Annotated in this window: 14 protein-coding genes; 9 read left to right on the top strand and 5 right to left on the bottom strand. The window is 52.2% G+C overall.

Annotated elements, in window-relative coordinates:
• Nucleotides 1-17: 17 nt before the first annotated feature.
• The gene (gene ubiG, locus OGY33_RS11950; protein WP_008785314.1) at nucleotides 18-746 is read right to left on the bottom strand and encodes a bifunctional 2-polyprenyl-6-hydroxyphenol methylase/3-demethylubiquinol 3-O-methyltransferase UbiG; all 729 of its coding nucleotides are present in this window, start codon (nucleotides 744-746) and stop codon (nucleotides 18-20) included.
• 158 nt (nucleotides 747-904) lie between these two features.
• Between ubiG and gyrA the strand changes: the two genes are divergently transcribed.
• On the top strand, nucleotides 905-3541 hold the full coding sequence (gene gyrA / locus OGY33_RS11945; protein ID WP_195994857.1) for a DNA topoisomerase (ATP-hydrolyzing) subunit A: 2637 nt from the start codon (nucleotides 905-907) through the stop codon (nucleotides 3539-3541).
• 121 nt (nucleotides 3542-3662) lie between these two features.
• Nucleotides 3663-6509, top strand: a complete 2847-nt coding sequence (gene rcsC / locus OGY33_RS11940) for a two-component system sensor histidine kinase RcsC (protein WP_008785313.1) — start codon at nucleotides 3663-3665, stop codon at nucleotides 6507-6509.
• Between the two features lie 118 nt (nucleotides 6510-6627).
• Here rcsC and rcsB read toward each other — a convergent pair whose 3' ends face one another.
• Nucleotides 6628-7278 (bottom strand): response regulator transcription factor RcsB, encoded by a 651-nt coding sequence (gene rcsB, locus OGY33_RS11935; protein WP_003027592.1) that lies wholly within the window; start codon nucleotides 7276-7278, stop codon nucleotides 6628-6630.
• Nucleotides 7279-7294: 16 nt separating this feature from the next.
• The gene (gene rcsD, locus OGY33_RS11930; RefSeq protein ID WP_048215882.1) at nucleotides 7295-9964 is read right to left on the bottom strand and encodes a phosphotransferase RcsD; all 2670 of its coding nucleotides are present in this window, start codon (nucleotides 9962-9964) and stop codon (nucleotides 7295-7297) included.
• A gap of 739 nt (nucleotides 9965-10703) precedes the next feature.
• Here rcsD and OGY33_RS11925 point away from each other — a divergent pair.
• From OGY33_RS11925 to mgtE, 6 genes are all read left to right on the top strand, one after another.
• Nucleotides 10704-11819 (top strand): porin OmpC, encoded by a 1116-nt coding sequence (locus OGY33_RS11925; protein ID WP_048215883.1) that lies wholly within the window; start codon nucleotides 10704-10706, stop codon nucleotides 11817-11819.
• Nucleotides 11820-11933: 114 nt separating this feature from the next.
• A complete protein-coding gene (apbE, locus tag OGY33_RS11920) occupies nucleotides 11934-12986 on the top strand; it encodes an FAD:protein FMN transferase ApbE (RefSeq protein ID WP_048224669.1) in 1053 nt (350 codons plus the stop codon).
• Nucleotides 12987-13065: 79 nt separating this feature from the next.
• On the top strand, nucleotides 13066-14130 hold the full coding sequence (gene ada / locus OGY33_RS11915) for a bifunctional DNA-binding transcriptional regulator/O6-methylguanine-DNA methyltransferase Ada (RefSeq protein ID WP_103014191.1): 1065 nt from the start codon (nucleotides 13066-13068) through the stop codon (nucleotides 14128-14130).
• Nucleotides 14130-14780, top strand: a complete 651-nt coding sequence (gene alkB / locus OGY33_RS11910; protein ID WP_048224665.1) for a DNA oxidative demethylase AlkB — start codon at nucleotides 14130-14132, stop codon at nucleotides 14778-14780. The genes ada and alkB overlap by 1 nt, the downstream gene beginning before the upstream one ends.
• A gap of 75 nt (nucleotides 14781-14855) precedes the next feature.
• The gene (locus OGY33_RS11905) at nucleotides 14856-16499 is read left to right on the top strand and encodes a multidrug ABC transporter permease/ATP-binding protein (protein WP_191238276.1); all 1644 of its coding nucleotides are present in this window, start codon (nucleotides 14856-14858) and stop codon (nucleotides 16497-16499) included.
• A 105-nt stretch (nucleotides 16500-16604) separates the two neighbouring features.
• Nucleotides 16605-18041 (top strand): magnesium transporter, encoded by a 1437-nt coding sequence (gene mgtE / locus OGY33_RS11900; protein WP_008785304.1) that lies wholly within the window; start codon nucleotides 16605-16607, stop codon nucleotides 18039-18041.
• Here the strand turns inward: mgtE and OGY33_RS11895 are convergent.
• Nucleotides 18004-19251 carry a SulP family inorganic anion transporter gene (locus tag OGY33_RS11895; RefSeq protein WP_191238277.1) on the bottom strand — a complete coding sequence of 416 codons (1248 nt, stop codon included), beginning with the start codon at nucleotides 19249-19251 and terminating at the stop codon, nucleotides 18004-18006. The genes mgtE and OGY33_RS11895 overlap by 38 nt on opposite strands.
• 278 nt (nucleotides 19252-19529) lie before the next feature.
• On the opposite strand from OGY33_RS11895, the gene mqo reads away from it, so the two are divergent.
• Complete coding sequence (gene mqo, locus OGY33_RS11890) at nucleotides 19530-21191, top strand: malate dehydrogenase (quinone) (RefSeq protein WP_003834639.1); 1662 nt, start codon at nucleotides 19530-19532, stop codon at nucleotides 21189-21191.
• Nucleotides 21192-21287: 96 nt separating this feature from the next.
• On the opposite strand, the gene eco is transcribed toward mqo, so the two are convergent.
• The gene (gene eco / locus OGY33_RS11885; RefSeq protein ID WP_048216405.1) at nucleotides 21288-21785 is read right to left on the bottom strand and encodes a serine protease inhibitor ecotin; all 498 of its coding nucleotides are present in this window, start codon (nucleotides 21783-21785) and stop codon (nucleotides 21288-21290) included.
• Between the last annotated feature and the right edge of the window lie 353 nt (nucleotides 21786-22138).

Below are 22138 nucleotides of genomic sequence, written 5' to 3'. Positions count from 1 at the left end.
CCGGCCTACAGGAGCGGTTAATCAACCTTGGCGGTGGTATGTACCATATAGTTCACATCAACGCCCGGGCCAAGTTTGAAGGTGTTGGTGATGGGGTTGTAATGCAGGCCGGTCATATGGCGCTCTTTCAGTACGGTCTGGTCAACCCACTCTAATAATTCAGCAGGCTTAATAAATTTTTTCACATCGTGCGTGCCTTTCGGCACCATGCGCAGAATATATTCCGCTCCGACCACCGCCATCAGCCAGGATTTGCCGTTGCGGTTAAGCGTGGAGAAAAATACTTCGCCACCCGGTTTGACCAGCCTGGCGCAAGCTCTGACCACTGACTGTGGGTCTGGCACGTGCTCCAGCATTTCCATGCAGGTGACAACGTCATACTGATGTGCATGCTTTTCCGCATGCTCTTCGACGGTTTCTTGTACGTACTCTACCTGGATACCGCTTTCCAGTGCATGCAGTTTTGCTACCTGCAGCGGTTCAAAACCCATGTCCAGTCCGGTGACGGTGGCACCTTCGCGCGCCATACTCTCCGCCAGAATACCGCCGCCGCATCCGACGTCGAGTACCTTTTTACCAAACAGGCCGCCTGAGCGCTCAGTAATATAGCCCAGACGCAGTGGGTTAATGCGGTGCAGCGGCTTAAATTCACCCTCAAGATCCCACCAGCGTGACGCGACTGCTTCAAACTTGGCAATTTCTTCATGGTCAACGTTGTGAGCTACCGGAGGTTTTTCGGCATTCATTGGGGCTTCTACTCCTAAATTTGCGATGCAAATGAGTATATCAGCCTGACGGGATGAATAAAGCCTCTGTCAGGGGGAATCCATTTACCTGAATCTGCACGGATGTGTTATAATTTGCGACCTTTGAATCCGGGATACAGTAGAGGGATAGCGGTTAGATGAGCGACCTTGCGAGAGAAATTACACCGGTCAACATTGAGGAAGAGCTGAAGAGCTCCTATCTGGATTATGCGATGTCGGTCATTGTTGGCCGTGCGCTGCCGGACGTCCGAGATGGCCTGAAACCGGTTCACCGTCGCGTACTTTACGCCATGAACGTATTGGGCAACGACTGGAATAAAGCCTATAAAAAATCTGCCCGTGTCGTTGGTGACGTAATCGGTAAATACCACCCTCATGGTGATACCGCCGTTTACGACACCATTGTTCGTATGGCGCAGCCATTCTCCTTGCGCTACATGCTGGTAGATGGTCAGGGTAACTTTGGTTCTGTCGATGGCGACTCCGCAGCGGCGATGCGTTATACGGAAATCCGTATGTCGAAAATCGCCCATGAGCTGATGGCTGACCTGGAAAAAGAAACGGTTGATTTCGTCGACAACTATGACGGCACCGAACAAATTCCTGACGTCATGCCGACCAAAATTCCTAACCTGCTGGTGAACGGTTCGTCCGGTATCGCGGTAGGTATGGCGACCAACATTCCGCCGCACAACCTGACCGAAGTGATCAACGGCTGTCTGGCATATATTGACGATGAAGACATCAGCATTGAAGGGCTGATGGAACATATTCCGGGTCCGGACTTCCCGACTGCCGCGATCATCAACGGTCGTCGTGGTATCGAAGAAGCCTACCGTACCGGCCGTGGCAAAGTGTACATTCGCGCACGCGCGGAAGTCGAAGCGGATGCCAAAACGGGTCGTGAAACCATCATCGTTCACGAAATTCCGTATCAGGTAAACAAAGCGCGCCTGATTGAGAAAATCGCCGAGCTGGTAAAAGACAAACGCGTTGAAGGCATCAGCGCGCTGCGTGACGAGTCTGACAAAGACGGTATGCGCATCGTGATTGAAGTGAAACGCGATGCGGTCGGGGAAGTGGTTCTGAACAATCTCTATTCCCAGACCCAACTGCAGGTTTCCTTCGGTATCAACATGGTTGCATTGCACCATGGCCAGCCGAAGATCATGAACCTGAAAGATATTATTGCCGCGTTCGTACGTCACCGCCGTGAAGTCGTAACCCGTCGTACTATCTTTGAACTGCGTAAAGCCCGCGACCGTGCGCACATCCTTGAAGCGCTGGCGATTGCGCTGGCGAACATCGATCCGATCATCGAACTGATCCGCCGCGCGCCGACCCCGGCTGAAGCGAAAGCTGCGCTGGTTGCGCGTTCGTGGGAACTGGGCAACGTTTCCGCCATGCTGGAACGTGCCGGTGATGACGCCGCGCGTCCTGAATGGCTGGAGCCGGAATTTGGCGTGCGTGACGGTCAGTACTATCTGACTGAACAGCAGGCCCAGGCTATTCTGGATCTGCGTTTGCAGAAACTGACCGGCCTTGAGCACGAAAAACTGCTCGACGAATACAAAGAGCTGCTGGAACAGATCGCTGAACTGCTGCACATTCTGGGCAGCGCCGATCGTCTGATGGAAGTTATCCGTGAAGAGATGGAGCTGATTCGTGAACAGTTCGGTGACGCTCGTCGTACCGAAATCACCGCGAACAGCGCTGACATCAACATCGAAGATCTGATTAGCCAGGAAGATGTTGTCGTAACCTTGTCTCATCAGGGCTACGTGAAATATCAGCCGTTAACCGATTACGAAGCGCAGCGACGTGGCGGTAAAGGTAAATCAGCAGCACGCATTAAAGAAGAAGACTTTATTGACCGCCTGCTGGTGGCCAACACCCATGACACGATCCTCTGCTTCTCCAGCCGTGGTCGTTTGTACTGGATGAAGGTCTATCAGTTGCCGGAAGCAAGCCGTGGCGCACGTGGACGTCCAATCGTCAACCTGCTGCCGCTGGAAGCTAACGAACGTATTACCGCAATTCTACCAGTACGTGAGTACGAAGAGGGCGTGAACGTCTTCATGGCAACCGCCAGCGGTACCGTGAAGAAAACGGCGCTGACCGAGTTCAGCCGTCCGCGTTCTGCCGGTATTATTGCGGTTAACCTGAACGAAGGCGACGAACTGATTGGTGTAGATCTGACGTCCGGCAGTGACGAAGTCATGTTGTTCTCTGCGGCTGGTAAAGTGGTGCGCTTTAAAGAAGATGCTGTCCGTGCAATGGGTCGTACCGCGACCGGTGTACGCGGTATCAAGCTGGCGGAAAAAGATAGCGTGGTATCGCTGATCGTTCCGCGCGGTGAAGGCGCTATCCTGACCGTTACTCAGAACGGTTACGGTAAACGTACGGCGGCGGAAGAGTATCCGACCAAGTCTCGTGCGACTCAGGGCGTTATCTCCATCAAAGTGACCGAGCGCAACGGCTCTGTTGTTGGCGCGGTGCAGGTTGAAGATACCGACCAGATCATGATGATCACCGATGCAGGTACGCTGGTGCGTACTCGCGTGTCGGAAATCAGCGTAGTAGGGCGTAATACCCAGGGCGTGATCCTCATCCGTACTGCGGAAGATGAAAACGTCGTGGGTCTGCAACGCGTTGCTGAGCCGGTTGATGATGAAGAACTCGACTCCATCGACGGAAGTGCCGCTGAGGGCGACGATGATATCGCGCCTGAAGCAGAAACTGATGATGATGCAGCGGATGACGCTGACGAGTAATTGAGATGTTATGAAAAGGGCCGGAGAAATCCGGCCCTTTTTTTAATGGCATTGCGACAAAAGACATTTACCGCTACCTTAACCACACTCTATTAATGCCCTGAGGCGGAGCTTCGCCCCTTTGAAATACCTTGCTTCCGTTCATTCAACCCTAAAAGTTTCACGCTACCTGTTCAGAGCGTTGGCGCTCGTCATCTGGTGTCTGATTGCGTTCGCCTCCGTGTTCTACATTGTGAATGCGCTGCACCAGCGAGAGTCTGAGATCCATCAGGAGCTTAATCTCAGCTCCGATCAGGCCCAGCGCTACATTCAGCGCACATCTGATGTCATTAAAGAGCTTAAATATATTGCCGAGAATCGCTTAACGGCGGAAAACGGTGTGATGTCGCTGCGGGCGCGAGATGATAAAACCGTCGTGCCTAATTTTGAGCCGTTGTTTGCCGACTCAGACTGTTCTGTCATGGGCAACGCCTGGCGAGGTTCTCTGGAATCACTGGCATGGTTTATGCGCTACTGGCGCGACAACTTTTCCGCCGCCTATGATTTAAATCGAGTGTTCCTGATCGGCAGCGACAACCTCTGTATGGCCAATTTCGGCTTGCGTGATATGCCCGTCGAACGTGACGAGGCCCTGAAGGCGCTGCATGAGCGCATTATTAAGTATCGCAATGCTACGCAAGACGAAAACGGTAACAACTTGTTCTGGATCAGCCAGGGGCCACGTCCGGGAGTAGGGTATTTCTATGCGCTGACGCCGGTTTACCTCGCCAATCGCCTCCAGGCGCTGTTGGGCGTAGAGCAGCCTATTCGCATGGAGAATTTCTTCACTCCGGGCAGTTTACCGATGGGTGTGACCATCCTCGACGAAAATGGCCATGCGCTAATTTCTCTCACTGGCCCTGAAGGGAATATTAAGGCTGAGCCCCACTGGATGCAGGAGCGCTCCTGGTTTGGCTACACGCCGGGTTTCCGCGAGCTGGTATTGAAGAAGAATCTGCCTCCGTCCTCCCTGAGCATCGTGTACTCCGTTCCGGTCGATCTGGTGCTGGAACGGATCCGCATGATGATCCTGAACGCTATCTTGTTGAACGTGCTGGTTGGCGCGGCATTGTTTATGCTCACGCGCATGTATGAACGGCGCATTTTTATTCCGGCGGAAAGTGATGCTCAGCGGCTGGAAGAACATGAGCAGTTTAACCGTAAAATCGTGGCTTCTGCGCCGGTGGGTATTTGTATTCTGCGCACGATGGATGGCATTAACATCCTGAGTAATGAACTGGCGCACACCTATCTGAACATGTTGACGCATGAAGACCGTCAGCGGCTAACGCAAATTATTTGCGGCCAACAGGTCAATTTTGTTGATGTGCTAACCAGCAACAATACCAATCTGCAAATCAGCTTTGTGCACTCGCGCTATCGCAATGAAAACGTGGCAATTTGTGTCCTGGTTGATGTCAGTGCGCGCGTTAAAATGGAAGAGTCGTTGCAGGAGATGGCGCAGGCGGCGGAACAGGCCAGCCAGTCCAAATCGATGTTCCTTGCGACGGTGAGCCATGAGCTACGTACACCGTTGTATGGCATTATCGGGAACCTTGATTTGTTGCAAACCAAAGAGTTACCGAGTGGGGTGGATCGTCTGGTAACGGCGATGAATAACTCTTCCAGCCTGCTGCTGAAAATTATCAGCGATATTCTCGACTTCTCAAAAATTGAATCTGAACAGCTGAAGATTGAGCCGCGAGAGTTTTCACCGCGTGAAGTCATGAACCATATTACGGCTAACTATTTGCCGCTGGTGGTCCGCAAGCAGTTGGGGTTGTACTGCTTTATCGACCCGGATGTGCCCGTGGCGTTGAATGGCGATCCGATGCGTTTACAACAGGTGATTTCTAATCTGCTGAGTAACGCAATCAAGTTTACCGATACCGGTTGTATTGTGCTGCACGTGCAGTGCAGCGGCGACTACCTGAGCATTCGAGTGCGTGATACCGGTGTAGGGATCCCTGCCAAAGAGGTGGTTCGGTTGTTCGATCCTTTCTTCCAGGTGGGGACTGGCGTACAGCGTAATTTCCAGGGAACGGGACTCGGTTTGGCGATTTGTGAAAAACTGATCAGCATGATGGATGGGGATATTTCCGTCGATTCCGAGCCGGGAATGGGGAGTCAGTTTACGCTGCGTATTCCGCTTTATGGCGCACAGTATCCGCTGAAAAAGGGTGTTGAAGGATTGGCAGGCACGCGTTGCTGGCTGGCAGTACGTAATGCGTCACTGTACCAATTTCTCGAATCCAGCCTGACGCGTAACGGGATGACGGTGCTGCGATATGAGGGACAACAGCCCGATGCGGATGACCTGCTGGTGGCTGACGATGTGCTGGAACAGGCCTGGCAGGGACGAGCAGCGGTAATTTTCTGCCGCCGCCATATTGGCATTCCGCTGGAAAGAGAGCCTGGAGAATGGGTACACAGCGTGGCGTCACCGCACGAACTGCCTGCGCTGTTGGCGCATATCTACAGTGTAGAGCTGGGGAGTGAAGATCTCTCCACGGCGCTGCCAGCCCCGGATAAAGCCGGTGCGACGAACGATGACATGATGATCCTGGTTGTTGACGATCACCCTATCAACCGGCGCTTACTGGCCGATCAGCTGGGATCGTTGGGATATCAGTGTAAAACGGCGAATGACGGTGTGGATGCGCTCAATGTACTCAGCAAAAACCATATCGATATCGTGCTGAGTGACGTCAACATGCCAAATATGGATGGTTATCGCCTGACGCAGCGTATCCGCCAGCTAGGGTTAACGCTGCCTGTTGTGGGGGTAACGGCAAACGCGCTGGCCGAAGAGAAGCAGCGTTGTCTGGAATCAGGTATGGATAGCTGTCTGTCCAAGCCGGTGACCTTAGACGTATTGAAGCAAACGCTGGCGGTCTATGCGGAAAGAGTGAGAAAAACGCGGGGATAGGGGATAAAAGAGCCGGATGGCGGCGTTAGTCTTATCCGGCCTACGAAACGTGCACGATGCTGTTTATTCGTAGGCCTGATAAACGCAGCGCCATCAGGCATTTTGACGTGATAAAGAGTTACTCTTTGTCTGACGGACTCAGCGTCACAGAGGAAAGGTAATTCAACAGTGCGATATCGTTTTCCACACCGAGCTTCATCATTGCCGATTTTTTCTGGCTGCTGATGGTTTTAATGCTGCGGTTGAGCTTTTTGGCGATCTCAGTAACCAGGAAACCTTCGGCAAACAAGCGCAGAACTTCACTCTCTTTCGGTGACAGACGTTTGTCGCCATAGCCGCTGGCGCTGATTTTCTCCAGCAGACGAGACACGCTTTCCGGGGTAAATTTCTTACCTTTCTGCAGCGCGGCCAGCGCTTTTGGCAGGTCGGTTGGCGCGCCTTGCTTCAGTACGATCCCTTCGATATCGAGATCCAGTACCGCGCTCAGGATAGCCGGATTGTTGTTCATGGTCAGAACGATAATCGACAGGCTCGGGAAATGACGCTTGATATATTTAATTAACGTGATCCCATCACCGTATTTATCTCCCGGCATGGAGAGGTCGGTAATCAACACATGCGCATCCAACTTAGGCAAATTGTTGATCAGTGCAGTGGAGTCTTCAAATTCGCCGACAACATTTACCCACTCGATTTGCTCAAGTGATTTACGAATACCGAACAGTACAATCGGGTGGTCATCGGCAATAATTACGTTCATAGTGTTCATGTATTGGGCTACCTTGCTACAGCAAGCTCTTGACGTAAACGTCAATGTCGCTGATGTATTTTTCTATACCTGGAGCATCTTTCTCTTGAATAAGATGTTCCAGCGCTTCACATAACTGCTTGCCGGGTACCAGATTAAGCATGGCAAACACGCCTTTCAGGCGATGGGCCGTTTGGGCTAATGCAGCGAAATCGCTGATAGCCGCCTCAGTATACAACCTCTTAACATCATCCGGTACTGTGTCTACAAAGAGTGCGTAGTAACCACTGGCATGAAGTTCGGCGTTTTCATCTCCGCCGAGGGGGAGTTCCTGGAACTCTTCTTGTGCCAGCTGCTCTTCAATCAGCTCAAGGACAGCTTCCTGCATAGCATTGCTCATATTAAAGTTGACGCGCAGTTGGCCTGGGCCAATTTTCCGTACGCCAGACTCATCATCGCTTAAAAGTAGGCCTGAGGCAGTAAGATTAGACGGATTATCCGTTAAAAAGAGATCATATTCTTGACTATTCAACCGTTCATCGGGCGTGATGCAGGTTGCCCCCCAGTTTTCCAGCTGACGTAATACAATGCTACGTACGTCATTTGAGGTGACATCAACCATTACGCAGACGTCATCCAACAGGCGCTCTTCACTATCAGCATGTTGATCGTGCAGCGGCATTTTAACATGGACGATGTAACGTGTTCCAAGTTCTTCCCGTGCTTTAATATTCAGGTGTCCGCCAAGTTTGCGGGCTAACTGATCGCACAGCCAGAACGTCAGCGGGTTGGCTTTGCCATACCGATCGCCCTGCGTGTCATTAATGAATGGGAAATGGAGATTATCAACTTCATTTAATGTGACGCCTTCCCCGGTATCCAGAATGCGGAAGGTCAGGCGTTCGGCCTCTGACTCATCCTGGTCGACTTCCAGCGTGATTTTACCAATCTGCGTGGTGGTTACCGCATATTGGATCAACAGCAGCAAAATACGGCGCAAGGCATCGCGATCGCCACGGCGTTCGTCATGGGCGCTTAAGTGATTTTTAATCAGCAGCTGCAGCCCTTTACGCTTAATGGCCGGCAGAACCTCCGGAACCACGTCGTCAATTAATGCCTGCACGGAAAACAGTGTGGATTCACCTTTCCAGGCATCGTTCTCCAGCAGGTTGGCTAGCTGGATTTCGTCCACCATGCGCACCAGAACGTCGGCCTGATTGGCCAGTTTCTGGCTGTCTGGTGTATTGAGCGCGGCGGCATTAGCAGCCAGCGTTTTCGCGGGGTCTTTCAGCGCGCTGCCAATATTCTGCATAAAGGCCGCGCGGGCCTGCTGGTTTTTCTCATACAGCCGCTGTGCTTGTTTCAGTTTCTTATTGACCAGCACCTCGCGGTCCTGGTCACGAATGATAAAGATCTGCGTTCTCGGGGAGATCTGGCTGCGAAACAGTCTGATCTCATACAGTTCATTATTGATGGTGGCCTGAATCACTCCCTGATGCTGCTCTGCCATATTGGTAATGTTTTGCAGATTTAAATGCGGCAGCAGGTGGTCGGCAATTTTATTGCTGATAACCGTGCGGTTTGCTTCCTGATCGTGTACCAGTAATCCCAGCGGCAGAAGGGAAACAATCTCTTCATTGATTGCGCGCAGAACACGCAGTTCGTTATTTGCCGCAAGGTTTGGCGCCACTTCAGTCGAACGGGCAGGGAGGTGGCGAAAGGTGGTATAGCCAAACAGCGCCAGAGCCAGTAACGCAATGTTCAGCAAAAGCGGTAGCAGAATGCTTTGCAATGTGTCGAGCAGCAATGAGCCAAACGGAACCTGCCACACCAGCCGCATATCCGTTGAGTTTAGCGCCGAAGAGATCTCAATTTTACTGTTGTTGAAATTAATGCTGACGCTGTCAGGCGACTCTTTTTCATTCAGGTGCTCGGTCGTTGAGGTGGCATCAGGTTCCAGATGGAAACTGTCCAACGGCATCCCGGGAGGGATCAAGTCATTAATCGGCAGGTCAAAGGCGACAACCGTTGCCAGATGTCCTGGCTGATTAAAGGTCGTGCGTAGCGTGAAGTAATGCCCGTTTTGCCAGGCCAGACGGCGCAGTGAAGAGAAGCTTTCACGTTCATCCAGCGCATTAGCCTGTTGCAGCATCTCAGCGCGCCGGGAATCCACAATATTCCCAATCGTCGATTCTTTAAAACCAGAGGTCAGATCTTTCAGCGGTAACGTCGAGATTAGGATCAGGCTGTTGTCCTGACCATTCAGGTAATACATTGACCATGGGACATTCTCCGCGCCCCACAACGTGTCCAGATACGTTGAAATACGCTGGGTCATTTCCAGTGTAGAACTGTCATGCGAGCCGAAAATCAGCGCTTCAGTCTTTCTGCGGGGTTTCTCAAGATAATAGATATCTTGTTTCAGACGCGTTTCCTGTAGCCCATCTGCGCCTGGTGAACTGGTTGTAGCGGCAATATTGTCATAGATTTGCCAGGTCACGTATCGCCAGGTATCGACCCTTTTATGAATGGCATGGGTAATATCGACAATCTGATAACTCTTATCCTTTAGCCAGGTGTTGACGGCGCTCTGGACCATAACACCCATCATCACCAACAGCACAACGATCAGTAATAAGAAGAAACGGGTAATACTTCCTGGTAACAGGGAGAATCGGGTGGAAACCGTTGTGTCAGACTGACTCATTCGTGTTTATGACCTGTTAAACGACGCGAAAGATGAAGGGGCAGTATAAAGGGTAATGTATGAATTACCACACTTACACCGCGCGGCATAGCTTGCATTTTTTACGCCTCATTTTGTTGCAGCCATGACGGTGCAAAGGTGTACAGTGGATAAAGGCGGGTACAAATATTTGTACGGAAAGTATACATTTAGCATTAAATAACAAGAAATTATTTATCAAATTTATATCTGATCACAACGCTACGAGATAGTTAATAGTCGTTATAGTTTTGCATCGGTAGCACAGAAAGGTAAGTTTTGTGTAAAGAAGGGTAAAAAAAAACCGAACGCTGAGCATTCGGCTGAAATAGGGGTAAACAGACATTCATAAATGAATGACGGTAATAAATAAAGTTAATGATGATAGCGAGTCTATTTTAGTTGCGAGTGAAGATTTTGTTTTGTCATTCAGTGCTATAAGATTTTTTTTGTGTAATGCATTGATTTTAAAGAGTATTGAAATGATTCTTGATTATTTGTGCTTATTCCGACTGTTTTTTGATTTTAAAAAAGTTCCCTCGCATTAACATTTGGAAACATCTATGCCGATAAATGAAACACCTTAAAAGTTTTAGTATCATATTCGTGTTGGATTATTCTGTGTTTTTGCGGAGAATGAAGTTGCCGACTGGTTAATGACCTTAATCAGTATGCAGTGGCATAAAAAAGCAATAAAGGCATATAACAGAGGGTTAATAACATGAAAGTTAAAGTACTGTCCCTCCTGGTACCAGCACTGCTGGTAGCAGGCGCAGCGAATGCGGCTGAAATTTATAACAAAGACGGCAACAAATTAGATCTGTACGGTAAAGTCGATGGTCTGCACTATTTCTCCGACAACAAAGGTGATGATGGTGACAAGACTTACATGCGTATCGGCTTCAAAGGCGAAACTCAGGTTAACGACCAACTGACCGGTTACGGCCAGTGGGAATACCAGATTCAGGGTAATGCGGCTGAAAGTGAAAACAACGCCTGGACCCGTGTAGCGTTTGCGGGTCTGAAATTCGCTGACGTAGGTTCTTTCGACTACGGTCGTAACTACGGCGTAGTTTACGACGTAACGTCCTGGACCGACGTTCTGCCGGAATTCGGCGGCGATACTTACGGTGCTGACAACTTCATGCAGCAGCGTGGTAACGGCTTCGCGACCTACCGTAACACCGACTTCTTCGGTTTGGTTGATGGCCTGAACTTTGCCATTCAGTATCAGGGTAAAAACGGTAGCGTAAGCGGCGAAGACGAGAACGGCAGAACGTTCACTGGCGTGACCAACAACGGTCGTGACGCGCTGCGTCAAAACGGCGACGGCGTTGGCGGATCTATCACTTATGATATCGGTGAAGGCTTCGCACTGGGTACTGCTGTCACCAGCTCCAAACGTACTGACGAGCAGAACCGTTTGAACTTCGGTACTGGCGACCGTGCTGAAACCTACACTGGTGGTCTGAAATACGACGCGAACAACGTGTACCTGGCAGCACAGTACACCCAGACCTACAACGCAACGCGTGCAGGCTCCCTGGGCTGGGCTAACAAAGCACAGAACTTCGAAGCCGTTGCTCAGTACCAGTTCGACTTCGGTCTGCGTCCGTCCGTGGCTTACCTGCAGTCCAAAGGTAAAGACCTGGGCCGCGGCTATGGCGACGAAGATATCCTGAAATATGTTGATGTTGGCGCGACCTACTACTTCAACAAAAACATGTCCACCTATGTTGATTACAAAATCAACCTGCTGGATGACAACCAGTTCACTCGTGATGCTGGCATCAGCACCGATGACATCGTAGCACTGGGCCTGGTTTACCAGTTCTAATCTACATTATGTCTATCAAAGGCCCTGCGGGGCCTTTTTTAATACCGTTTTTTCGCCGTACAAACAACGATTTTTGGTGTACTCTTGCGCCCGTTCGCATGAGGATAATTACGTATGGAAATGAATTTTTATCGCGCAGCACTGCTGGCTGTGACGATCTTTTTTGTCGGGTGCGATGAGGCCCCGAAACCTGCTCAGACCACAACACCTGCCATCGTTCTGGAAGGTAAAACGATGGGCACTTTCTGGCGGGTCAGTGCGGTAGGCGTAGATGCCAAACGCGCCAGGGAACTGCAGGCCAAGATCCAGACTCAGCTTGATGCCGATGATCAACTGCTCTCCACCTATAAAAACGATTCTGCGTTAATGCGCTTTAACCTGTCGAAAAGTCTGTCGCCGTGGCCGGTTAACGACGCCATGGCGGATATCGTGACTTCGGCGCTACGCATTGGTGCAAAAACCGATGGGGCCATGGATATCACCGTGGGGCCGTTAGTCAACCTGTGGGGCTTTGGCCCGGATCAGCAACCGTTGCATATTCCCACCCAAGGGCAAATTGACGCTGCAAAAGCGCAAACCGGGCTTTCTCATCTGAAAGTCGTGAATGAAGCGCATCAGAACTACCTGCAAAAAGACTTGCCGGATCTGTATGTGGATCTCTCTACCGTTGGTGAAGGGTACGCCGCCGATCATCTGGCTCGATTGATGGAGCAAGAAGGGATCGCCCGTTATCTGGTTTCCGTTGGTGGTGCACTGAACAGCAGAGGAATGAATGCTGAAGGGCATCCGTGGCGAGTGGCGATCCAGAAACCCACAGATCGTGAAAACGCGGTGCAGGCGATTGTCGACATTAACGGGCACGGCATTAGCACCTCCGGCAGCTACCGGAACTATTATGAGCTGGACGGTAAGCGCCTTTCCCATGTTATCGACCCGCAAACCGGTCGCCCGATCGAACATAATTTGGTGTCCGTAACGGTGATTGCGCCAACGGCGCTGGAGGCCGATGGCTGGGATACCGGATTGATGGTGCTCGGCCCGGAAAAGGCCAAAGAAGTCGTGCGTCGTGAAGGGTTGGCGGTCTATATGATTGTGAAAGAGGGCGAGGGGTTTAAAACCTGGATGTCGCCGCAGTTTAATAGCTTTCTGGTCAGCGAAAAAAATTAAAAAGCAAGATTGCGGGTTTTTATGCCCGACGATGGGGACACACTGAGGCTAAGCGCTATGCTTAACAAAGGAGTCCGAAATGAAAAATCGTTTACGCATCACTGACGATGACCGTTGGCAGTCCGTTGTGGATCGCGACGTTAACGCCGACGGTCAGTTTGTTTTTGCCGTCCAGACCACCGGTATTTTCTGCCGTCCGTCCTGTCGGGCAAAACATGCGCTGCGCAAAAATGTCCGTTTTTTCGCCGATGCCCAGCAGGCACAGGATGCCGGGTTTCGCCCCTGTAAGCGCTGCCAGCCGGATAAAGACAGCGCGCAACAGCATCGGCTGGACAAAATTGCCCGCGCCTGTCAGTTGTTGGAGCAAGAGTCACCTCTTACGCTGGACGAGCTGGCACAGCAGGTGGCAATGAGCCCGTATCACTTGCATCGTCTGTTCAAAGCCACGACGGGCATGACCCCGAAAGTGTGGCAACAATCATGGCGTGCTCGCCGTCTGCGCGATGCCCTGGCGAAAGGTGTTCCGGTTACACAGGCGATTCTCAACGCCGGATTCCCCGACAGCAGCAGCTACTATCGCAAAGCCGATCAAGCATTAGGCATGACGGCAAAGCAATTTCGTAAAGGTGGCGACAACGTTTCTGTACGCTATACCCTCGCAGATTGCGCTCTGGGTCGCTGTCTGGTGGCGGAAAGCGAGCGGGGTATCTGCGCGATCTTGCTTGGCGATGATGACGCTACGTTGGTTGCGGATCTTCATGCGCTGTTTCCCGCCGCGCAGGATGTTCCTGCAGATGCCAATTTTCAGCAGCGCGTGCGCGAAGTGATCGTAGCGATTAATTCGCGTGACGCGTCGCTATCGCTACCCCTGGATATCCGGGGCACCGCATTTCAGCAGCAAGTGTGGCAGGCGCTGCGCACAATTCCGTGCGGCGAAACAGTGAGCTACCAACAGCTGGCCAGCGCCATCGGCAAACCGAAGGCGGTGCGCGCGGTGGCCAGTGCCTGTGGGGCCAACAAACTGGCGATTGTTATCCCGTGTCACCGGGTGATCCGTGGCGATGGCGCACTTTCGGGCTACCGATGGGGTATTGCGCGCAAGGCGCAGCTACTGCAACGGGAAGCTACTGGCGAGGAAACATAATGCTCGATCTCTTTGCGGATGCGAAACCCTGGCAGGAGCCGCTGGCGTCAGGTGCGGTTATTCTGCGACGTTTCGCTTTTGACTCTGCGCCCTCTTTACTGCAGGCGATAGCGGCTGTCGCCAGACAGTCGCCGTTTCGCCAGATGGTGACGCCCGGCGGCTATACGATGTCGGTGGCGATGACCAACTGCGGCCATCTGGGCTGGACGACGGATCAGCATGGCTATCTTTATTCTCCGTTTGATCCACTCACCGGCACGCACTGGCCGCCGCTGCCGGATGCGTTCGCTGATCTGTGCCAACAGGCGGCGACGGCGGCGGGCTATGCTGATTTTCAACCCGATGCCTGCCTGATTAACCGCTACACGCCAGGGGCAAAACTGTCCTTACATCAGGATAAAGACGAGCCCGACCTGCGGGCGCCAATTGTCTCTGTATCGCTGGGGCTACCAGCCATCTTTCAATTTGGCGGCTTGCGCCGTAATGACCCTTTAAAGCGTTTACTGCTGGAACACGGCGATGTCGTGGTGTGGGGCGGTAATTCGCGGCTGTTTTATCATGGGATCCAGCCGCTTAAGACGGGCTATCATCCGTTGACCGGAGACTGTCGTTACAATCTGACTTTTCGCCAGGCAGGTAAAAAAGAATAAAAATAAGAATTATTATTGCTGTCAGCGAAGAGATGTTTAAACTGCGGGCTGTTATTACTTGTCCGGGTTGTGTGCATGGAACTTTTACTTCTTGTCTGGCGGCAGTATCGCTGGCCATTTATCAGCGTGATGGCGCTCAGCCTCGCCAGCGCCGCGTTGGGGATTGGGCTGATTGCGTTTATCAACCAGCGCTTGATCGAAACGGTCGACACCACGCTGATGGTGCTACCGGAGTTTCTTGGCCTGCTGCTGTTGTTGATGGTTGTCACCCTCGGTTCTCAGCTGGCGTTGACCACGCTGGGTCACCACTTTGTCTACCGCCTGCGTAGCGAATTTATCAAACGAATTCTGGATACTCACGTCGAGCGTATTGAACAGCTTGGCAGCGCCTCGTTGCTGGCCGGTTTAACCAGTGATATCCGCAACATCACCATCGCCTTTGTTCGTCTGCCTGAGCTGGTGCAGGGGATTATCCTGACCATAGGATCGGCGGTGTATCTGGCGATGCTGTCGACCAAAATGCTACTGGTAACGGCAATCTGGATGGCAATCACCATCTGGGGCGGATTTGTGCTGGTGGCGCGGGTGTATAAACACATGGCCACCTTGCGCGAAACTGAAGACAAGTTGTACAACGATTATCAGACGGTGCTGGAAGGGCGCAAAGAGCTGACGCTTAACCGCGAGCGCGCCGAGCATATCTTTAATCAGATGTACGTCCCGGATGCCAAAGAGTATCGCCACCATATTATCCGTGCCGATACCTTCCACCTGAGCGCGGTTAACTGGTCGAACATTATGATGCTGGGTGCCATTGGCCTGGTGTTCTGGATGGCTAACAGTCTGGGATGGGCTGATACCGCCGTGGCAGCGACCTATTCTCTGACGCTGTTATTCCTGCGAACACCGTTGCTCTCTGCCGTTGGCGCGCTGCCGACGCTGCTTACCGCGCAGGTGGCGTTCAACAAGCTGAATAAATTCGCACTGGCACCTTTTAAGGCCGAATTCCCACGCCCAACCGCGTTTCCCAACTGGCAAACGCTGGAGCTGCGCAACGTGGTTTTCCACTATCAGGATAATGCGTTTTCCGTAGGGCCGGTGAATCTGACGATTCATCGCGGTGAACTGATCTTTCTGATTGGCGGTAACGGTAGCGGAAAATCTACGCTGGCGATGTTACTGACCGGTCTATACCAGCCGCAGTCAGGCGAAATATTGCTTGATGGTAAGGCCGTTGCCGTTGAAAAACCAGAAGACTACCGCAAGCTATTCTCCGCCGTGTTTACCGATGTCTGGCTGTTCGACAAACTGCTGGGGCCGGAAGGTAAAGAGGCTAATCCGCAACTGGTCGCGAAGTGGCTGGAACATCTGAAGATGGGTCATAAGCTGGAGCTGAGCGATGGTCGTATCCTCAATCTGAAGCTGTCGAAAGGGCAGAAGAAACGCGTGGCGCTGCTGCTGGCCCTGGCGGAGGAGCGCGACATCATTCTGCTGGATGAATGGGCTGCCGATCAGGATCCCCATTTCCGCCGGGAGTTCTATCAGGTGCTATTGCCTTTGATGCAGGAAATGGGGAAAACCATTTTCGCCATCAGCCACGACGATCACTATTTTATTCACGCTGATCGTCTACTGGAAATGCGTAACGGACAGTTGAGTGAACTGTTGGGCGATGAACGTGACGCCGCCTCGCGCGACGCGGTGGCTCGCACAGCCTGATCCTTCGTGCCGCCGGTTTTTTAGCCACCCGGCGGCACTGTTTATTGTTATTTACATAAATCGGCATCATGATTAATGATATTTCATATCATGGATTTATGATTAATGTCTGTAATAAACAAAAACAGCGCCAGACTGCGTGATGAAGAGCGTGCGCGCCTCATCTGGCTGCTGACCACTGATAAAGCCATTATATCAACGCTGTTGGGCAAGCTTACCCTGGCTGAGCAATATGACGTCGGTACGTTAGCCGACGATATTGCTGAGGTAGGGGCGCTGGTGGCCCACCTGCCACCGCCTGACCTCGCCGATACCCTCGAAGCTTTGCCCTCTGAAGAGCGCCACGCCCTGTGGCGACTGGTCGAAAATGAAAAGCGCGGTAACGTCTTGCTTGAGGCGTCTGAAAACGTCTGGGACGACCTGATCGATGAGATGAGCGACCGCGAGCTGCTGGATGCGCTGCAATATCTCGATATCGATGAACAGATTTACCTGGTGCAGCATTTGCCTCGTAACCTTACCGGTCGTCTGCTGGCGACGTTACCGGCAGAGGAGCGGACGCGCGTCCGCCAGGTGCTGCACTACGAGAAGAATAGCGTCGGCGCGATCATGGAGTTCGAAGTCATCACCGTGCGTCCGGACGTGACGCTGGAAGTGGTGCAACGCTACCTGCGGCGGTTGGGGAAAATGCCGGAGAACACCGATAAACTTTTCGTGACCGATCGCAATAAAGTGCTGGTTGGCGAACTGACGCTAACCTGCATTTTACTCAATGATGTGCAGCGAAAAGTCAGCGAGGTGATGGAAGATGACCCGCTCACCTTTTCTCCTGAAGATATCGCCGAAAACGCTGCGCGTACCTTCGAACGCGACAACCTGGTCAGCGCCGCGGTGGTTGACCCTTCCGGTAAACTGATGGGCCGTTTAACCATCGATGAGATCGTCGACGTTGTCTATGAAGAAACCGACACCGATCTGCGTCGAATGGGGGGCTTAAGCGCCGAAGAGGACGTGTTTGCGCCTGTTACCAAAGCGGTAAAAACCCGCTGGGCGTGGTTGGCCGTTAACCTCTGTACCGCCTTTATCGCCTCGCGGGTGATCGACGGTTTTGAACATACGATTTCGCAACTGGTGGCGCTGGCCTCGTTGATGCCGATTGTGGCGGGTATCGGCGGCAATACCGGGAATCAAACTATCACTATGATCGTCCGCGCGCTGGCGCTGCAAAATATTCAGCCGGGGAACCTGACGTTTCTCATCCTGCGCGAGATGGGCGTGGCGCTAATCAATGGCCTCGTGTGGGGTGGGATTATGGGCGGCATTACCTGGTGGCTGTACGATGATATGGCGCTCGGTGGTGTGATGACTCTGGCGATGATGCTCAATCTGCTGATGGCGGCGTTGATGGGGGTTATCATTCCGATGACGATGGTGAAGCTCGGGCGCGACCCGGCGGTCGGCTCGAGCGTCATGATAACCGCTATCACTGATACTGGTGGTTTCTTTATTTTTCTCGGTCTGGCAACGCTGTTTCTGATGTAGTCGCCCGTTTGCGTCTGACGATACGCGGCAGAATGAGCATCGTTATCACCCCGGCAACCACGCCAATCGCCAGGTTGCCGGTAGAAACCGTGGCAGCGACGGTCACCAGCATCACCAGCGTTTCAGTGACGGGCAGTTTCGTCAGCGTGGCGGGCTGGATGCTGTGCCAACTGAAGGTTTTCACCGCCACAATCACCATAATCCCCGCCAGCACCGACATGGGTATTTTCGCCATCACTTCGCTTAACGCGGTGACCAGCAGCAACAGCACCAGTCCGGCGGCAAACGTCGAGACGCGGCTGCGTCCTTTACCCATCTCGACGTTAACGATGGTTTGACCAATCATTGCGCACCCGGCAATACCGCCATAAAATCCGGCCAAAATATTGGCAATCCCCAGTCCGGTGCTTTCGCGATTCTTATTCGACGGCGTCACCGTCAGGTCATCCACCAGACGGGCGGTTAACAGCGACTCCATCAAACCAACAAAAGCGATGCTCAGCGCGCAGGGCCAGATAATCGCCAGCGTTTGCAGGTTGAGCGGAACCAACAACTGGGTGAAAACCGGCAGTCCGCCGCTCATTGAACCTTCATCACCGACGGTCGGTAACAGTTGCCCGCTGGTGACAGTGAACACGGTTAGCAGCACGATGGCGATAAGCGGTGCGGGGATTGCTTTAATAAACCGCGGAACCCACAGCACAATCAGCAGCGTCAGGACAAACAGCCCCCAGATGAGCGGGCTTTTGCCCCAGAAATGCGGGACCTGGGCAAAGAAAATCAATATCCCCAGCGCGTTAACAAAGCCGGTCATCACGGCCGTAGGGATGAATCGCATCAGACGTGCCATTCCCAATACACCAAACAGGATCTGAATCATCCCGGCCAGCACCACTGCAGGCAGGATATATTGCACGCCGTGTTGATGCACCATCGGACCAATCACCAGCGCGACCGATCCTGCAGCGGCGGTAACCATTGCGGGACGACCGCCTAAAAAAGACATCGCCAGGCACAGTACGACGGAGGCGATCAGACTGACTTTAGGATCAACGCCTGCGATCACGGAAAACGAGATTACTTCCGGGATCAGCGCCAAGGCGGTTACCACACCGGCCAGCGTTTCGCGCACCAGCAGACGGGGTTGGCGGAGCACGGCGCGGGTCGTGTGTTCCGAGACTGTGGCAGAGGAATGTTGAGTTGCAGACATAGTTACACTCAGGTCAAAAATGGCCTGATACAGCAGACCGACAGGCATCCGTGCGGTGAATAGCAAAGCGCAGCATAGTACCCGTCAGATGGACCGGTTTCCAGAAATGATTGTCAATAACCGCATAAGCTATCAACGTATTAATAACATTTTTAAAAATTAAATATAATTTATAAACTTTATTTAATTATTTTTACTTAAGTGTTACCGTTGGTGCCGCTCGATTTTCACCTGCATTAAAAGCAAAAAAGCGATACTAAAAGTAAGGCATTAACATTATGAAAAAAGTGACTGCCATGCTCTTCACCATGGCCGTTGGGCTGAATGTTGTCTCGATGGCGGCAAAAGCGAAAGCGGCGGAAGAGCAGGAAACGGATGTACTGTTGATTGGCGGCGGCATCATGAGCGCCACGCTGGGAACCTATTTACAGGAGCTGGAGCCGCAATGGTCAATGACCATGGTTGAGCGACTGGATGGTGTAGCGCAGGAAAGCTCAAACGGCTGGAATAACGCCGGAACCGGCCACTCCGCACTGATGGAGCTGAACTACACGCCTAAAAAGGCCGACGGTAGCATCAGCATTGAAAAGGCAGTCGAAATTAACGAAGCCTTCCAGATTTCCCGCCAGTTTTGGGCCTATCAGGTCAATAATGGCGTAATGCATGAACCACGCTCTTTTATCACCACCGTTCCGCACATGAGTTTTGTCTGGGGTGACGAGAACGTGAACTTCCTGCGTGCCCGTTACACCGCACTGCAGCAGAGCACGCTGTTCCGTGGTATGCGCTATTCAGAAGACCACGCGCAGATCAAAGAGTGGGCGCCGCTGGTCATGGAAGGTCGCGATCCGCAGCAGAAAGTCGCGGCAACGCGTACCGAGATTGGTACTGACGTGAATTACGGCGAAATCACCCGCCAACTGATTACCTCATTGCAGAAAAAGCCCAACTTTGCGCTGCAGTTGAGCACCGAAGTGCGTGGCTTTAAGCGTAATGCCGATAATAGCTGGACTGTCACAGTCGCCGATCTGAAAAATAACGAAGCGGAACACGATATCAAGGCGAAATTTGTCTTTATCGGTGCCGGTGGCGCTGCGCTGAAGCTGTTGCAGGAAACCGACATTCCGGAAGCGAAAGGCTATGCCGGATTCCCGGTGGGCGGGCAGTTCCTGGTTGCGGAAAACCCGGATGTGGTCAATCGCCACCTGGCGAAAGTGTACGGTCAGGCCTCCGTTGGCGCGCCGCCGATGTCTGTACCGCATATCGACACCCGTATCCTTGATGGCAAGCGCGTTGTGCTGTTTGGGCCATTCGCGACATTCTCCACCAAGTTCCTGAAGAATGGTTCATTGTGGGATCTGCTCAGCTCGACCACCACCTCAAACTTTATGCCGATGGTCAACGTGGGTCTGGATAACTTCGATCTGGTGAAATATCTGGTGAGCCAGGTGATGCTCAGCGACGACGACCGTTTTGCTGCGCTGCAAGAGTACTATCCGCAGGCGAAAAAAGAAGACTGGCGTTTATGGCAGGCTGGCCAGCGTGTGCAGATCATCAAAAGCGATGCGGAGAAGGGCGGCGTGCTGCGTCTGGGCACTGAAGTCGTCAGCGATAAAGAAGGCACGATTGCAGCGCTGCTGGGAGCTTCTCCGGGCGCATCAACCGCGGCACCGATCATGCTGCATCTGATGGAAAAAGTGTTTAAAGATAAAGTAGCCAGCCCCGAGTGGCAGGCGAAGCTGAAAACCATTATTCCGTCTTATGGTACTAAGCTGAACGGTAACGTTGAGGCTACGGAACAAGAGCTGCAGTACACCAGTGAGGTTCTGGGTCTGAAATATGACAAGCCGCAGGTTGCTGATGAAGCGCCGAAACCACAGCTGAAACCTCAGGCACAACCGCAGCCTGAACAGAAAGCCGTCGCGGATATCGCGCTGTAAAATAAAATGCCGGATGGCGCTGCTGCGCTTATCCGGCATTGTTTATGCGTCTGTAGGCCGGATAAGGCGGTACGCTGCCATCCGGCACATTCTCACTTAGCGCGCGACTGCGTCCTGAATTTTGTCTTCCGCTTTCCAGATACGGTATTTAACGTCCACGTTTTCCGGGGTATAGACCACAATCGGCAACTTGCTGTTGTAACGCAGCATGCCGTCATCACCCAGATGCGCAGTAATGAATTTCTTCTCTTTCTTACCGTCCGGGCAGGCCATCATGGTTGAAACCGGAGACGTAACTTTGTCAAAGACATAGTAGTCATATCCCCAACCCTCCAGCGTTTTGCTGTCCAGTTCTCCGCCCAGGCGGTGTTGGTTACAGTCAACTTCCAGCGTTTGTCCGATCAGCAGTTCTACTTTCAGAGTAGATTCATCTTTCTCAGGGGTAAGCTGGATAACCTGGCGCTTCATACCCTTTTCCGCCTTGGGATAAGGGGCGACTTTTTCCAGCGGCTGAGCGGCGGTATCGTTACTGGCAGCCCATGCAGAGGTGCTGGCAAAGGCGGCGAAAAGTACGGCAGGGACAATTGTCTTCATCTTATTGTTCACAGTGTTTCCTTTCTTCTGTCTTATGAACGAGTCTGTAGCAGGTTAACATATTTGGATAATCTATTAATCTGGATTTACTTATATTTAAAGTGTATTAGGTATGGTTTCGTTGCCATGATAGCGATATATCCTAGGAATTATCCTAATATTGAGATCTTTGTCTTTTTGAGTAAGTCGTTATATACATTGTTATATAACTCATTGAAATGTGAGCAAAAGCGCATTTTTTCCCGCCAACTCAACACTCCTTTGATCCGGCAACAGCATTTACCCCAATTGGGGTATGCACCTCTAACACATCCTGAAATATCTTACGGCTAAAAATAACTACTCATAAATAG

Source organism: Citrobacter sp. Cpo032, assembly GCF_030332975.1.
Lineage (GTDB): Bacteria > Pseudomonadota > Gammaproteobacteria > Enterobacterales > Enterobacteriaceae > Citrobacter > Citrobacter portucalensis.
Note: the sequence above shows the minus strand (reverse complement) of the source record. Positions and strands in the feature narration are given on the sequence as shown.